General features: G+C 65.7%; 16 protein-coding genes and 1 riboswitch. Of the genes, 9 read left to right on the forward strand and 7 right to left on the reverse strand.

Annotation, left to right across the window (positions count from 1 at the left end):
* Window positions 1-28: 28 nt before the first annotated feature.
* On the reverse strand, window positions 29-493 hold the full coding sequence (locus XH93_RS07475) for a hypothetical protein (RefSeq protein ID WP_139480943.1): 465 nt from the start codon (window positions 491-493) through the stop codon (window positions 29-31).
* Window positions 494-658: 165 nt separating this feature from the next.
* On the opposite strand from XH93_RS07475, the gene XH93_RS07480 reads away from it, so the two are divergent.
* Together XH93_RS07480 and XH93_RS07485 are read left to right on the forward strand one after the other, a co-directional pair.
* A complete protein-coding gene (locus XH93_RS07480) occupies window positions 659-958 on the forward strand; it encodes a hypothetical protein (protein WP_139859250.1) in 300 nt (99 codons plus the stop codon).
* A 57-nt stretch (window positions 959-1,015) separates the two neighbouring features.
* On the forward strand, window positions 1,016-1,552 hold the full coding sequence (locus XH93_RS07485; RefSeq protein ID WP_194473014.1) for a DUF3617 family protein: 537 nt from the start codon (window positions 1,016-1,018) through the stop codon (window positions 1,550-1,552).
* 528 nt (window positions 1,553-2,080) lie between these two features.
* Here XH93_RS07485 and XH93_RS07490 read toward each other — a convergent pair.
* The 3 genes from XH93_RS07490 to XH93_RS07500 are packed head-to-tail and all read right to left on the reverse strand — an operon-like array spanning window position 2,081 to window position 4,764.
* The gene (locus XH93_RS07490; RefSeq protein WP_139480939.1) at window positions 2,081-3,466 is read right to left on the reverse strand and encodes an ATP-binding protein; all 1,386 of its coding nucleotides are present in this window, start codon (window positions 3,464-3,466) and stop codon (window positions 2,081-2,083) included.
* Between the two features lie 21 nt (window positions 3,467-3,487).
* On the reverse strand, window positions 3,488-4,192 hold the full coding sequence (locus XH93_RS07495) for a response regulator (RefSeq protein ID WP_139480986.1): 705 nt from the start codon (window positions 4,190-4,192) through the stop codon (window positions 3,488-3,490).
* A 20-nt stretch (window positions 4,193-4,212) separates the two neighbouring features.
* Window positions 4,213-4,764 (reverse strand): MarR family winged helix-turn-helix transcriptional regulator, encoded by a 552-nt coding sequence (locus XH93_RS07500; RefSeq protein WP_139480936.1) that lies wholly within the window; start codon window positions 4,762-4,764, stop codon window positions 4,213-4,215.
* A gap of 333 nt (window positions 4,765-5,097) precedes the next feature.
* Between XH93_RS07500 and XH93_RS07505 the strand changes: the two genes are divergently transcribed.
* From XH93_RS07505 to XH93_RS07525, 5 genes are all read left to right on the forward strand, one after another.
* Complete coding sequence (locus tag XH93_RS07505; RefSeq protein WP_139859244.1) at window positions 5,098-6,177, forward strand: branched-chain amino acid aminotransferase; 1,080 nt, start codon at window positions 5,098-5,100, stop codon at window positions 6,175-6,177.
* A gap of 302 nt (window positions 6,178-6,479) precedes the next feature.
* Complete coding sequence (locus tag XH93_RS07510) at window positions 6,480-6,983, forward strand: YegJ family protein (protein ID WP_194473015.1); 504 nt, start codon at window positions 6,480-6,482, stop codon at window positions 6,981-6,983.
* A 153-nt stretch (window positions 6,984-7,136) separates the two neighbouring features.
* Entirely contained in the window at window positions 7,137-8,651 is a 1,515-nt protein-coding gene (gene hisS, locus XH93_RS07515) for a histidine--tRNA ligase (protein WP_194473016.1), read from the forward strand.
* A 109-nt stretch (window positions 8,652-8,760) separates the two neighbouring features.
* Complete coding sequence (locus XH93_RS07520) at window positions 8,761-8,964, forward strand: tautomerase family protein (RefSeq protein WP_024581090.1); 204 nt, start codon at window positions 8,761-8,763, stop codon at window positions 8,962-8,964.
* Between the two features lie 113 nt (window positions 8,965-9,077).
* Window positions 9,078-9,488 (forward strand): thioesterase family protein, encoded by a 411-nt coding sequence (locus tag XH93_RS07525; protein WP_194473017.1) that lies wholly within the window; start codon window positions 9,078-9,080, stop codon window positions 9,486-9,488.
* 228 nt (window positions 9,489-9,716) lie between these two features.
* Here XH93_RS07525 and proC read toward each other — a convergent pair whose 3' ends face one another.
* Both proC and XH93_RS07535 read right to left on the reverse strand, forming a co-directional pair.
* Window positions 9,717-10,481: a pyrroline-5-carboxylate reductase gene (gene proC / locus XH93_RS07530; RefSeq protein ID WP_246799682.1), complete on the reverse strand. Its 765-nt coding sequence runs from the start codon at window positions 10,479-10,481 to the stop codon at window positions 9,717-9,719.
* Between the two features lie 264 nt (window positions 10,482-10,745).
* Window positions 10,746-11,246: a YbjN domain-containing protein gene (locus tag XH93_RS07535; protein WP_139859236.1), complete on the reverse strand. Its 501-nt coding sequence runs from the start codon at window positions 11,244-11,246 to the stop codon at window positions 10,746-10,748.
* 445 nt (window positions 11,247-11,691) lie between these two features.
* Window positions 11,692-11,845: riboswitch (FMN riboswitch) on the forward strand.
* A gap of 78 nt (window positions 11,846-11,923) precedes the next feature.
* On the opposite strand from XH93_RS07535, the gene XH93_RS07540 reads away from it, so the two are divergent.
* Window positions 11,924-12,505, forward strand: a complete 582-nt coding sequence (locus XH93_RS07540; RefSeq protein ID WP_194473019.1) for a 6,7-dimethyl-8-ribityllumazine synthase — start codon at window positions 11,924-11,926, stop codon at window positions 12,503-12,505.
* Window positions 12,506-12,605: 100 nt separating this feature from the next.
* On the forward strand, window positions 12,606-13,412 hold the full coding sequence (locus XH93_RS07545) for an SDR family NAD(P)-dependent oxidoreductase (protein ID WP_194473020.1): 807 nt from the start codon (window positions 12,606-12,608) through the stop codon (window positions 13,410-13,412).
* A gap of 24 nt (window positions 13,413-13,436) precedes the next feature.
* Here the strand turns inward: XH93_RS07545 and XH93_RS07550 are convergent, their stop codons facing one another.
* Complete coding sequence (locus XH93_RS07550) at window positions 13,437-13,964, reverse strand: ParB N-terminal domain-containing protein (RefSeq protein WP_194473021.1); 528 nt, start codon at window positions 13,962-13,964, stop codon at window positions 13,437-13,439.
* Window positions 13,965-14,062 lie beyond the last annotated feature (98 nt).

A 14,062-nucleotide genomic window follows, 5' to 3' on the forward strand; every position in this document is an offset into this window, starting at 1 on the left:
GCGATGTCTCGGCTGATCTAGCGGAAGGTCAGGGCCGCGCGGCCCTGCAGGCCGGGTTGTAGGTCCAGTCGCGGTCGAGCCCGGTGACGCACCACTCGACGCCCTGGTTGAAGCCGGCATACCCGCCGTCCTCGATGATCGAGTAATGCACGGCGCGGGCCTTGCCGTCGCTCAGCATCACCGTGCCGGAGCAATAGCGGCGCGGAATATTGTCGGATTGCCAGGGGCGGAACGCGGTTTCGTGGACGCGGGTGAAGCCGGTGATCACCAGCGGCGAATTCCAGAACGTCGATTCCTTCTCCTGGAAGCGCTCGGTGATGACCGGGATGGCCGCTTCGCACGGTGCGACCCTGCCGTCATAGCGCGGGCCGGACAGCCAGAAGTTCAGCTCGAGCGGATTGGCGGCCTGCGCGGTGCTCCCGGGGGCCAGCACGCCGAACACGAGCGCGGCGCCGAGGCTGAGCTTTTTGAGGGAGATGAGCAGGTTGCGCATGGGAATCCACCCGATTGTCCGATGCGGCGGACGGTGCCGTGAAGCCCCGGCAAGGTCAAGTGCAGCGCGGCAACACCTGCGGAGAAGTCCACCGGTGGCCGGCGGCTCGTGCTTTTCACGGCCCCCGGCGCACTCTATGTTGCGTTGAGCGAAATGGAGTCTGCGATGCGAAGGAAAGTGGCCGCGTGCCTGGTTGCCGTTTGCGGGATGCTGGCCGCGCTGCCGGCGCAGGCCGATTGGCTGCAGACGGTACCGCCGTTCAAGGGCAATGATACCGGCGGGATTGTCGCCTATACCCTGGCAGCCCAGACCGATGCCCGGCAGCTCGCCGTCGACCACTGCGCGCGCTACGGCAAGGTGGTGAAGTTTCTCTCGGTGCAGGCCCATCCGGGCGGCTATCTCTCGTTTGCCTGCCGCTGGGTGCCCTACGGTTCTGAGAGCCGGCCGCTGCGCACGCTCTACTGAGCGCCTGACGGCCAAGCGCCTGACCGCCATCGCCACGTTTCGCCGGGAGCCATTCGCATGACGCGACAGCTTGCTTTGCTTGGTTCGGCCATCTGCCTTGCCCTGTCGGCCGGCACCGCCGGCGCCGTCGAGCTGCCGACCCGCAAGGCGGGCCTCTGGGAAATGAAGATGGTGCGCAGCGGCGGTCCGATGCCGGAAATGACCATGCAGCACTGCACCGACGAGACCACCGACAAGGAGATGAGCACGGCGGCCTCGCCGATGGCGAAGGAGATCTGCTCCAAGCAGGACGTCCAGAAAACCGCGACCGGCTATGTCACCGATTCCGTCTGCAGCGTCGCCGGCGTCACCGTGCAGGGGCATGCCGAGATCACCGGCGACTTCAATTCGGCCTACACGGTGAAGAGCACCTCGCACGCCGAAGGCGGCAAGGCGGGCGCGCACGACACCACCATGACCATCGAGGCGAAATGGCTCGGCGCCTGCAAGGCCGACCAGAAGCCCGGCGACATGATCATGCCCGGCGGCATGAAGATGAACATCAAGGACATGGAAAAGCTGAAGGGGCTGCTGCCGAAGCAGCAACCGAAGTAGCGCGCCGCTTACGCATTGCCAAACTTTCCCCGTCATCCTGAAGTGCGAGCCTCTTCGGCGAGCCTCGAAGGATGAATCGGCCCGGCTGGTGGCCGATTCATCCTTCGAGGCTTGCAAGAGCTCGCGCCTCAGGATGACGGGTCGATTTGATCAGCTTGCTCGGTGTCATCACCCGCGCATGCGGGTGATCCAGTATTCCAGAGACGATAGTGCTTGAGCCGATAGGCCGCGGCGTACTGGGTCGCCCGGTCGAGCCGGGCGACGACAGCAGTGGATGCAGACAAAGCCTCGCATCCTGTCAGGATGACAGGTTGAGAGATTGCAGCAATTCTATCCTTCGTCATTGCGAGCGAAGCGAAGCAATCCATCGTGCCGCATGTGCGGAGGCATGGATTGCTTCGTCGCTATCGCTCCTCGCAATGACGCGCCCCAGAAATTTACGGCCTTTCGGGACACGGATTGAGAGCCGTGGTCCGCGTCGCGAGCTCCCGGATTGCGCTGCGCTTCATCCGGGCTACGCGATCGTTCCTACACCGGCACCCGGACTGCGGCGCGCAGGCCGCCCATCGGGCTCTCGCTCAGCATGATGTCGCCGCCATGCGAGCGGGCGATGTCGCGGGCGATCGCAAGGCCCAATCCGCTGCCGCCTTCGTCCTGGTTGCGGGCGTCGTCGAGCCGCAGGAACGGCTTGAACACTTCTTCGCGCATATTAGCGGGAATGCCGGGGCCGTCGTCGTCGACGGTGATGGTGAGGTAGCGGTGGTCTCTGTGGCCGGTGATCGAGATCGTATCGGCGTGGCGCGCCGCGTTGGAGACGAGGTTGGCGAGGCAGCGCTTGAACGAGGCCGGCTTCACCGTCACCACAGGCAGGCCGTGGAACGCGACGGTCGTGGTGTGGCCGTGGCGCTCGGCGTCGCTGCGCAATTCCTCCAGCGCCATCGCCATGTCGGTCGGCTGCGCGACCTCGCCGGAATCGCCGCGCGCGAAGGCAAGATAGTCCTCCAGCATCATCGACATCTCGTCGACGTCCTTGCGCATCGCGTCGATCTCCGGACCTTCGCCGAGCAGCGCGAGCTCGAGCTTGAAGCGGGTCAGGATGGTGCGCAGATCGTGCGACACGCCGGCCAGCATCGCGGTGCGCTGCTCGATCGAGCGCTCGACGCGCGCCTTCATCTCGATGAACGCCTGCGCCGCGCGCCGCACCTCGCGGGCGCCGCGCGGCCGGAAGTTCGGCGCCTCGCGGCCCTTGCCGAAACTCTCGGCGGCATCGGCGAGCCTTAGGATCGGCTTGATCTGGTTGCGCAGGAACAGCACGGCGACGATCAACAGGATCGTCGAGGTGCCGAGCATCCAGAAGATGAAGATCTCCGAATTGGAGGCGTAGGCGGCGCTGCGCTGCGCGAAGATCCGCATCACGGAATCGTCGAGCTGGACGCGGATCTCGACCAGATTGGATTTGCCGACGGTGTCGATCCAGAACGGCCGGTTGATCTGCCGGCCGAGCTGCACCGACAGCGTCTGGTCGAGCAGCGAGAAGAACGGTTTTGGCCCCGGCGGCGGCATGTCGCCTGCAGGGAGGAAATCGACCACAAGCTGCAGCTTCTGGGCGATGCGGCGCAGCTGCGCGCGGTCCTTGTCCTGCGGGTAGTTCTTGTAGACGTCGATCAGCGCCGCGATATCCGACACCACCGCGGCCGACAGCCGCCGCGTCACCGTGTTCCAGTGCCGCTCCATGAACACGAACGCGACCACGGTCTGCAGGATCACCATCGGCACGATCATGATCAGCAGCGCGCGGGCATAGAGGCCGGTCGGCATCCAGCTCTTGAACGCATTGCCAACAGCACCATTGGCCTTCGAGACGCGCTGCGACGCGTTCTTGATCAGGGTCAGGCCGGTGTCGAGCGTGCTCATGGCAAATTCTTCGCGAGAAGCTTACGGCGAGGCCACCAGGCGATAGCCGATGCCGCGCACCGCCTGCAGGAACAGCGGATTGGCGGGATCATGCTCGATCTTGCGGCGCAGGCGGTTGATCTGCACGTCGACCGCGCGCTCGTTGACGGTGCCGCCGCTGGTCAGCGCGGCACGCGGCACGGTCTCGCCCGGCGCGCTGGCGAGGATGCGCAGCATCTCGCGCTCGCGGTCAGTGAGGTGGATGATCTCCTCGCCCTGGCGCAGCTCGCTGCGCTCGATGTGGAACAGGTAGGGACCGAACGCGATCTGCTCGACCGCGGCGACCTGCGGCGGCGCGGTGCGCTTGAGGATGTTGCCGATGCGCAGCACCAGCTCGCGCGGCTCGAACGGTTTGGCGACATAGTCGTCGGCGCCGATCTGCAGGCCCTCGATGCGGGCTTCCGCCTCGTGGCGCGCGGTCAGCATGATGATCGGCACGGTCGAGGAGCTGCGAATGAAGCGGGCGAGGTCGAAGCCGTTTTCGCCGGGCATCATCACGTCGAGGATGAGCAGGTCGAAATGCAGCCCCAGCAGCTTGGCGCGGGCGTCGGTGGCGCTCATCGCCGTGGTGACGCGATAGCCTTCGCCGGACAGGAAGCGCGACAACAGGTCGCGGATGCGGCGGTCGTCGTCGACCAGCAGAAGATGCGGCGCATCGTCGGCCGGCTCCGCCGGCGTGCGCAGCATGGCTGTAGCCTGCACCACGGTCACTCCCTCGCTTTTCTGCCGCCGAAGATCGCCTCCAGCACCTTGTCGGGATCGTCGCGGTCGATCATGGCGCGCAGGAACTGGCGAACCGTCTCGACACCCTCGGCATCGATTCCGGCGATTGCGCGGTTGATGCGATCGGTCTGCAGCCCGGCGAGCCGTGCGACCAGCGCTTCGCCCTTGGGCGTCGCGTAGAGCAGGCGCTGCCGGCGGTCATTGTTGCCGGTCTTCTGCACGATGTAGCCCTCGTCCAGCAGCTGCTTGAGCACCCGCCCGAGCGACTGCTTGGTGATTCGGAGTACATCGAGCAGGTCGGCGACCTTCAGCCCGGGATAGCGGGTGACGAAGTGGATGACCCGGTGGTGGGCGCGGCCGAAGCCGAACGCCTCCAGCTCCTGGTCGGCGTCACCGACAAAGTCCCGATAAGCGAAGAACAGCAGCTCGATAATGTCCCAGCGCAGTTCGCGCGCACCCGCCGGAGCGGCGGACGCGGCCTCGCTCCCCTGCGAATCGGGCTTGGCTGCCATGCCTGAGTAATTTATGTCAGTCATATTGACGTATCTTGGGTTCAATGTTACAAAACTGCCCGTCGCGACGAAACATTAGGTCGTTTCGCCCTCGACAGCGTTTGAGGCGGCCTGAAAGAGCCAGTGATGGCGGTTTGGGCCGCAAATTGGACTACCGTGCGATTGTCGAGCGGCATTTCGGCAAACATACTGGACTTCAGCAATCCGCAAAAGCATGTCTAACCGGCATGTTGGCAACGGAACCGGCCCGGTCGGCCGGAAGTGGTGAAGTTCAGGCCGACCAAGTCATTAGGCCCGGGAGAAACGGGCCGGCGCCGAGACATCGCGCCGGTTCCGACAGCGGAAAGCAACAAGAAGATGAGCTTGAAATTCGATATCCAGCCTGCGCCCAGCCCGACGCCCGAGAAGGAGCGCGTGGCGAAGCTCGTGGACCCCGGCTTCGGCCGGATCTTCACCGATCACATGGCGATCGTCCGCTACAATCAGGCCAAGGGCTGGCACGACGCGCGCATCGAGGCGCGGGCGAATTTTCCGCTCGATCCGGCCGGCGCCGTCCTGCATTACGCACAGGAAATTTTCGAAGGCCTCAAGGCCTACAAGCGGGACGACGGCGGCGTGAACCTGTTCCGCCCGGACGCCAACGCACGGCGCTTCCGCGATTCGGCCGAGCGCATGGCGATGGCGCCGCTGCCCGAGGACGTGTTCATCGATGCGGTCGACCAGCTGGTGCGGATCGACCGCGCCTGGATCCCGGGCGGCGAGGGCAGCCTCTATCTGCGTCCGTTCATGATCGCGAGCGAGATCTTCCTCGGCGTCAAGCCGTCGGCGGAATACATCTTCTCGGTGATTGCCTCGCCGGTCGGCTCCTATTTCAAGGGCGGCCCCGCGCCGGTGTCGATCTGGGTGTCGGAGAATTACACGCGCGCGGCGATCGGCGGCACCGGCGCGGTCAAGTGCGGCGGCAATTACGCCGCGAGCCTGCGCGCGCAGGCCGAGGCGATCCAGCACGGCTGCGATCAGGTGGTGTTCCTCGACGCGGTCGAGCGCCGCTACATCGAGGAGCTCGGCGGCATGAACGTGTTCTTCGTGTTCGACGACGGCTCGCTCGCGACGCCGCCGCTCGGCACCATCTTGCCCGGCATCACCCGCGATTCCATCATCGCGCTCGCCAAGGACGCCGGCACCAAGGTGCGCGAGGAGCCCTACACGATCCAGCAATGGCGCGCTGACGCCGCCAGCGGCAGGCTGAAAGAAGCCTTTGCCTGCGGCACCGCGGCGGTGATCTCGCCGATCGGCAAGGTGTGTTCGGCGAGCGGCAATTTCGAGATCAGCGGCGGCGTCGCCGGCCCGGTCGCGATGGGGCTGCGCAAGAAGCTGGTCGACATCCAGTACGGCCGCACCAACGATCCGCACAACTGGATCCGCAACGTCGCGTGACTGGCGGCACGGCGTAAGGCACGCACGCTCTCTGACTCCCTCGCCCCGCTCTTGCGGGGAGAGGGTGGGGTGAGGGGCTCTTCCGTCCGCGGACACCGCCTTCGCAATAGACACCATGCCATGCCCCTCACCCGAAATTCGCTTGCGCGAATTTCGACCTCTCCCCGCAAAGGGCGGGGAGAGGTTTAGGAAACGCCGTCACTTTCCTGTGCGATCGGCCGTGGTTTGGTGAACGGCCCGGCGCGGACGCGCGACAAAGGCCTCGGTTGCTGCTCCGATCACCCAAGCTTCTCGCGTGACATATGGCCAAAACACTCACACCACGCCTGAACTGCGCCGCGCTGATCCTGGCTGCGGCGTTCTCGTTCACGGCACCCGGTTCGCCGGCCCGGGCCGAGACCATCATCGACGTTCGCACCGCCGACGCGGAGATGAATGCCGCCATCGCCCATGCCCGCGAGACGCTGCCGACCTTCTGGGCCTCCTACGAGGCGCCGAAGCCGTCGGAGACCGGACATTCGCTCAAGGTCCGCTTCCCGACCGGCGGCAGCCGCGGCGAGCACATCTGGATGGCCGACGTCAAAAAACTGCCGAACGGCGGCTATTCCGCACGCTTCGCCAACCAGCCGCGCGATCTGCCGGGCAAGCGGGTGGGCGATCTGGTCGAATTCAAGCAGGCCGACATTTCGGACTGGATGTTCATGCGCAACGGCAAGATCGTCGGCGGCGAGACCATCAAGCCGCTGCTGAAGTCGATGCCGAAGGCCGAGGCCGACGCCCTCCGCGCGCGGATGGAGCAGCCGTAGAGCATGATCCGGACCCGGAGGGCCGCGTTAGCGCAAAGTGTGAAGCGGTTTTCCGAAAAGATCATGCTCGAACAAAGAGCTAAAGCGCGATGATCGCGCTTTAGGCGACAGGCCCGGGTTGCCGCCATTCGCGCCGGCTGGTAAACGCCGCGCATGGCCGACAAACCCAAAAAACCGCAGAAACTGAAGGCGCGCCTGCCGCGCGGGCTGGAGGATCGTGGCCCGGCCGCGATCAACGCCACGCGCCAGATGGTCGAGAAGATCCGCGCCGTCTACGAGCTCTACGGCTTCGAGCCGGTGGAGACGCCGGCGATGGAATACACCGACGCGCTCGGCAAATTCCTGCCCGACCAGGACCGCCCCAACGAGGGCGTGTTCTCGTTCCAGGACGACGACGAGCAGTGGATCTCGCTGCGCTACGATCTCACCGCGCCGCTCGCGCGCTACGTCGCCGAAAACTTCGACGCGCTGCCGAAGCCGTATCGCTCCTATCGCTTCGGCTATGTGTTCCGCAACGAAAAGCCCGGCCCCGGCCGCTTCCGCCAGTTCATGCAATTCGACGCCGACACGGTCGGCTCGGCTTCGCCGGCGGCGGATGCGGAAATCTGCATGATGGCGGCCGATACGATGGAAGCGCTCGGCATTCCGCGCGGCGCCTATGTCGTCAAGGTGAACAACCGCAAGGTGCTCGACGGCGTGCTCGAGGCGATCGGGCTGAGCGGCGAGGAGAATGCGGGGCGCCGCCTCACGGTGCTGCGCGCGATCGACAAGCTGGACAAGTTTCCCGCCGACGAGGTGCGCAAGCTGCTTGGTCCCGGACGCTGGGATGGCGGCGAAGAGGGCAAGGGCGATTTCACCAAGGGCGCCGATCTCAGCGCAGCCGATGCCGACATCGTCCTCGCGGTCACCGAAAAGCGCGACGACTGGAAAGAGGCAATCGCGGCGGCCGAGACCTATCTTGCCAGGAGCGAAGTCGGTCAGGCCGGTGTGGGCGAGCTCGAAGAGATCGCCAAGCTGGTCGCGGCGTCGGGCTATGGCATAGATCGCATTCGTATCGATCCTTCGGTGGTGCGCGGCCTCGAATACTACACCGGCCCGGTCTACGAGGTTGAGCTGCTGCTCGACACCAAGGACGAGAAGGGCCGTCCGGTGCGGTTCGGCTCGGTCGGCGGCGGCGGACGCTATGACGGCCTGGTCTCGCGCTTCCGCGGTGAGCCGGTGCCGGCGACCGGTTTCTCGATCGGCGTGTCGCGCCTGCAGGCTGCGCTCACGATGCTCGGCCAGCTCGATACGCAGGCCGCGTTCGGCCCCGTCGTCGTCACCGTGTTCGACCGCGACCGCGTCGCCGACTACCAGAAGATGGTCGCAGAGCTGCGTCAGGCCGGCATCCGCGCCGAGCTCTATCTCGGCAATCCGAAGAACATGGGTAACCAGCTCAAATACGCCGATCGGCGCAACTCGCCCTGCGTCATCATTCAGGGCTCCGATGAAAAAGCGCGCAGCGAGGTGCAGATCAAGGATTTGATCGAGGGCGCCAAGGCCGCGGCCGCCATCGCCTCCAACCAGGAATGGCGCGAGATGCGGCCGGCGCAGTTCTCCTGCGCCGAGGCCGATCTGGTCGCCAAGGTGCGCGAAGTGCTGGCGCGGCATGACGTGAAGTGGGGATAGCTGGATTGCCCTGCGCGGGCTTGACCCGCGCAGCCATCTTCAAAAGGATGGCGCGCCGAACCCGGCAATGACCGGTTCGCATGTCAACGATAACAAGGGAGTTTTTCCGATGCCCGAGATCACCGTCAGCATGGCCGCCGGCCGCACCGAGGAACAGAAGCTCGGCATGATGCGCGACATCACCCAGGCGCTGGTGAAGAACCTCGGCGTCGATGCGGACGCGGTCGTGATCCAGATCAACGAGGCGCCGCTGCATCACAAGATGAAGGGCGGCAAGAGCTTCGTCGAACGCGCTGCGGCCGCGAAGAAGTGACGCGTTAGCGTCATTCCGGGGCGGCCCGTCAGGGCTGAACCCGGAATCTCGATCCGCCACTTCTGGATTCCGGGTCCACGCTTCGCGTGCCCCGGAATGACGTCTGAGGCAGCATGGACGCACGCGACTTCATCACAATCGGCATGAGCGCCGAGCGCACACTCGTGGTGCCGCCGGAGCGCACGGTCGGGCATTTCGTGCCCGGCATGCCGATGGTCTATGCGACGCCGATGATGATCCTCGAAATGGAGATGGCGTCGGGCGACGCCATCCGCGCGGCGCTGCAGCCCGGCTGGGTCACCGTCGGCACCGAGGTCGACATCCGCCATCTCGCCGCAGCGCTGGTCGGCGCCGCGGTGCGCACCACCTCGAAGGTCATCGCGGTCGAGCGCCGCGTGATCCGCTTCGAGGTCGAAGCTTTTGAAGGCACGCGCAAGCTCGGCGAAGGCCGCCACGCCCGCGGCCTGATCAATGTCGCGAGCTTCAACAAGCGGCTCGCCGGGACGTCGGGGCAGGCGCCGTAGACCGGTGCGTCTGCGCTGGCCACATACTCCAACGTCATCCTGAGGTGCGAGCCTTGCAGCGCTATTGCGCTGCTGGGCGAGCCTCGAAGGATGGGCCGCGGGCCGTGCATCCTTCGAGGCTCGCAAGAGCTCGCACCTCCAGCGACAAAGGCGGAGCCTTTGCGCGGGGATGACGGGCTTACAGAAATGCTCGCGGCGGTGGGCACGCTTGCGCTTTGCCCACCCTATTCACTTCGCCAATTCCTTCGAGCGCTTCGTCGCGGCGGCGATGGCGCGGGTCATCAGCGGCTGCATGCCGTCATCAGCCATCAGCACCTCGAGCGCCGCGGCGGTGGTGCCGCCGGGCGAGGTGACGTTCTGGCGCAAGGTCGCCGACGGCAGATCCGAACGATGCAGCAACTCGCCGGAGCCGGCGACGGTCGCGCGCGCCAGCGTGGTCGCGAGCTGCTCGGGCAGGCCGGCCGCGACGCCGGCGCGCGCCAGCTCTTCGGCGAGCAGGAACACATAGGCGGGGCCGGAGCCGGAGACCGCGGTCACCGCGTCCATCAGACCTTCATCGTCGACCCATTCGACGAGCCCGGTCGCCTGCAGCAGCGCATCCGTGGTGGCGCGCTGCGCGGCGGTGACTGTCTTTGCCGGCACCGCGACCGTGATGCCGCGGCCGATCGCCGCCGGCGTGTTCGGCATCGCGCGCACCACCGCGCCGCCGACGACCTCCTCCAGCGCCGCAATCGTGGTGCCGGCCATGATCGAGACCACCAGCGAGGCGGGGCCGACGAACGCCTTCAGCGCGGCCCCGGCCTCGCGGAACGATTGCGGCTTCACCGCGACGACGAGCGTGTCCACCGCGCCGATGTCCTGGGCTTTCGGATTGAGCCGGACGCCCTTTGCGGCGAGCGCGGAAATCTCCGGCGAAAGGTAGGGATCGATCACCACGACCCGCTCGGGCGCAAGTCCCTGCGCCAGCCAGCCGGTCAGCATCGCGCCGCCCATCTTGCCCGCGCCCGCAAGCGCGATGGTGCCGGTGGTGCTTTTCAATGCGCTGCTTGTCGTGTTCACGGGCCGCTCCACAAACTCGCCGTCGTCCCGGCCTAGTGCGCAATTGCGCACGGGGGCCGGGACCCGTAGCCACAGGCGGTTCTAGTAAAGCGAGGAGCGAGCCACAAGCAGTTTGCTCAAGCACTGCTGCTGCGGAGTATGGCTCCCGGCTTTCGCCGGGACGACGCCGAATGTGTGGATGGGCCCGAGCGACGCTGCCTACGCCTCGCCCTCGGTGTCGAACATCGCGGCGGACATCGCCTCGGCCGCGGACTTGCCGGCCCACACCACGAACTGGAACGCCGGGTAGTAGCGCTCGCAGGCGTGGATGGCGTTGACCACCATGGTCTCGCATTGCGCGGTGGAGGCGGTGAGACCGCCGGGCAGCACCAGCGCCTGGCGATGCATGATCATGCCGGTGTGGGTCCACAGATCGAAATGGCCGACCCACAATTGCTCGTTGATCGCGGCGACCAGCCGCTGCACCTCGGCGCGCCGCGCCGGCGGAATCTTCATGTCGAACGCGCAGGCGAGATGCAGCGCGTCGATCTCGCCCATCCAGGTGAAGGAGAGCTGATAGTCGGTCCAATCGCCCTTGGAGACGATGGTCACCTCGTCTTCGCCGGAACGCTCGAACGCCCAGTTGTTGTCGGTGGCGATATCCTCGACCACCGCAAGCGGGTTATTCCGGGATTCGATTACGCTTTCGAGGAGGGACATGCCGACTCGACCCTTGTTCTTATGATGATCGGTTGATACGCACACGGAAGCCGGCATGCGACAAACAGCGTCGTGGCCGAGTGCAGTTCCTTTGAGCGGGCTTCCGGATGCCCCTGGACCTGACGCGGATGAAGTGATGTGATTTGCGGAATCCGCGCAACCGCACGCCGAGTCCGTCCACAGCCAAAGCGCGCGTCGTCCACAACTGATCTCCGCCACACTTTTGATTTTGAGAACAAATCGGAATCGGCGTGGTGCCGTAACGGTTTGTTAACTATTTCTCGGCGCCTCAAAGCGGCCGTGAATCAGCTGCGGAGCGCGCGATCGCTCCCGCCGAGCCTCGCGGGGCGCTCATGGGGACATGCCGATTCTCCGTGCCAAGGTGCTTGCCCGCCTGTCGCGGTTTAGTCATATTTGCTGTCGGGCACGTCCATCCCGGGCGTGCCGATGTTCTCAGGGCGGGGTGGAAATCCCCACCGGCGGTAAGGGTGATGAGCCCAAGCCCGCGAGCGCCTTCCTCCGCGAAGCCGGGAGAAGGGTCAGCAGATTCGGTGCAACTCCGAAGCCGACGGTTACAGTCCGGATGAAAGAGAACGGTTGCGGCAGCCCGCGCGGTTTCGTGTGGGGCTCGTGTCGTTGTCCGTGTGCCCTGATTCTGGTCCTGAAAGAGGAAAGCCATGAATCAGATGTTGCAAGACGCTGAAGTCCAAACTTCTCAAGTCCAAGCCTCCGAAACCGAAAATGCTCCCGACACGCCGGCGCTTCCGCCGGCGGTGGAGCATCCACGCTTCGCCAAACCGCAGCGCGTCGCCTTCGTGCAATCGGCCTGGCATCGCGACGTGGTCGAGGAGTGCCGCATCGCATTCCTGCGGGAGATCGAAGAGCGCCACATCACCAATGTCGATGTGTTCGAGGTGCCGGGCTCGTTCGAGATCCCGCTGCATGCGCAGATCCTGGCGAAGACGCGGCGCTACACCGCGATCGTCGCCGCCGGCCTCGTCGTCGACGGCGGCATCTACCGCCACGAGTTCGTCGCCGACACCGTGATCAAGGCGCTGATGGATGTGCAGCTGCGCACCGAGGTGCCGGTGTTCTCGGCGGTGCTGACGCCGCAGCAATTCCACGAGACCGAGGTGCATTACGACTTCTTCCGCAAGCACTTTGCCATCAAGGGCGTCGAGGTCGCGGAAGCCTGCGCCAACACCCTGCTCAGCCTGGAACGTTTGCGCGGCCAGGTCGCGGCGGGGATCGTCGGCTAGCACTGGTGCAAATGCGATCCCGGCATGCGCGCCGGGATCGCTCGCCTGCTGCGCTTTCGGCTATGCTTGACGGCATAAAACAAAAGCGTGGGAGGCATCCATGACCGAACAACATTCCACCGACTGGCTCGGCCTGTCGGGCCGCGTTGCCGTCGTCACCGGGGGAGGCGGCGGCATCGGCCGCGCCACCGCCGTCAGCTTTGCGCGTGCCGGCGTCAAGGTGGCCGCGATCGATCGCGACGAGCGCGGGCTTGCGGGGACGAACGAGAAGCTGCGCGGGATTGGCGAGCATCATCTCGTCCAGGCGTGTGACACGACCAGCGCCGAGAGTATCGCTGCCGCCGCCGACGCCGTGGAGCGCGCGCTCGGTCCATCCGACATCCTCGTCAACACCGCCGCGGTGCTGCGTCCCGGCGGGCTCGACACGCTGTCGCTCGCCGAATGGAATGCGGTGCTCGCGGTCAATCTCACCGGCTACTTCATCTGCGCGCAGGCGTTCGGCCGCCAGATGCGCAAGATCGGGCGCGGCAGCCTGATCCACGTCGCCTCGATCGCCGCCAGCAATGCGCAGGGCCAGAGCGGCGCCTACAGCGTCAGCAAGGCCGGCGTCGTGATGCTGTCGCAGCAGCTCGCGGCGGAGTGGGGGCCGCACGGCATTCGGAGCAACGTGGTCAGTCCCGGCCTCGTGGTGACGCCGATGAGCCAGGCGTTCTACGATACGCCGGGGGTGACCGAGCGGCGCACCGCGGTGGTGCCGCTGCGCCGGATCGGCGCGCCGCAGGACATGGCGGATGCGACGCTGTTCCTGGCTAGCGACCGCTCGTCCTATGTCAACGGCGAGGAGATCATCGTCGATGGCGGCTATGCGCGGACCCTGATGAGCCACGTGCCGCGGCCGGGGTTTTGAAGCGGCGGCGCGGCCGATCGGCAATCAATAACGGCCGCCACTCCCTTTTTGCTGCGTGATCCATTCCGACAAGGTCTTGGGTCGCGCTTCCGCTGTGCCGCGATTTGATTGGCCCGGGATTGCCTTGTTCCGGACCGCCGTCTGCGGGCGCTGCCGGAGCTCCCGCGCGTCCGGCGCCGTGGCGGGCTTTGACGCTGCGGCGAGATGGTCGGCGGCTTCCTTTTCGAGACGCAGCTTCTTCAAGCGCGCCATCTTGTCACGCTCGGCTTCGGCTTCCGCGGTGTCGGACAGCAGCGTCTTCGGGTGAGCGGTCTCGGCGGGCACGAGGAGCCCGATGATGGTTTCTTCGCCAAGCGCCTTGCAGGCTTCGAAGCGGTGCAGTCCCTCGACCAGAACGAAGCGATCTTCGTCGGATCGAACGAGGATGGGATCCTGCTGGCCGACGGCCAGAATGCTTTCGGCGATTTCCTGAACCAGCTCGGGTTTGAGAGCTTTCTTCCGCTTCACCGGAACGTAAATCTTGTCGATCGGGAAGCTTTCCGGTTTGGGCATAGCTTCACCTCCGTAAGGATCGAGTTCCCATCCAGAGCACCAGGCGCCGGGAGCGGGACTTTAAGGATGAAGCGCCCGAGCGCCAAGGTAATTCCCTC

Origin of the sequence: Bradyrhizobium sp. CCBAU 51753, assembly GCF_015291565.1 — a bacterium.
Classification (GTDB): Bacteria; Pseudomonadota; Alphaproteobacteria; order Rhizobiales; family Xanthobacteraceae; genus Bradyrhizobium; species Bradyrhizobium ivorense.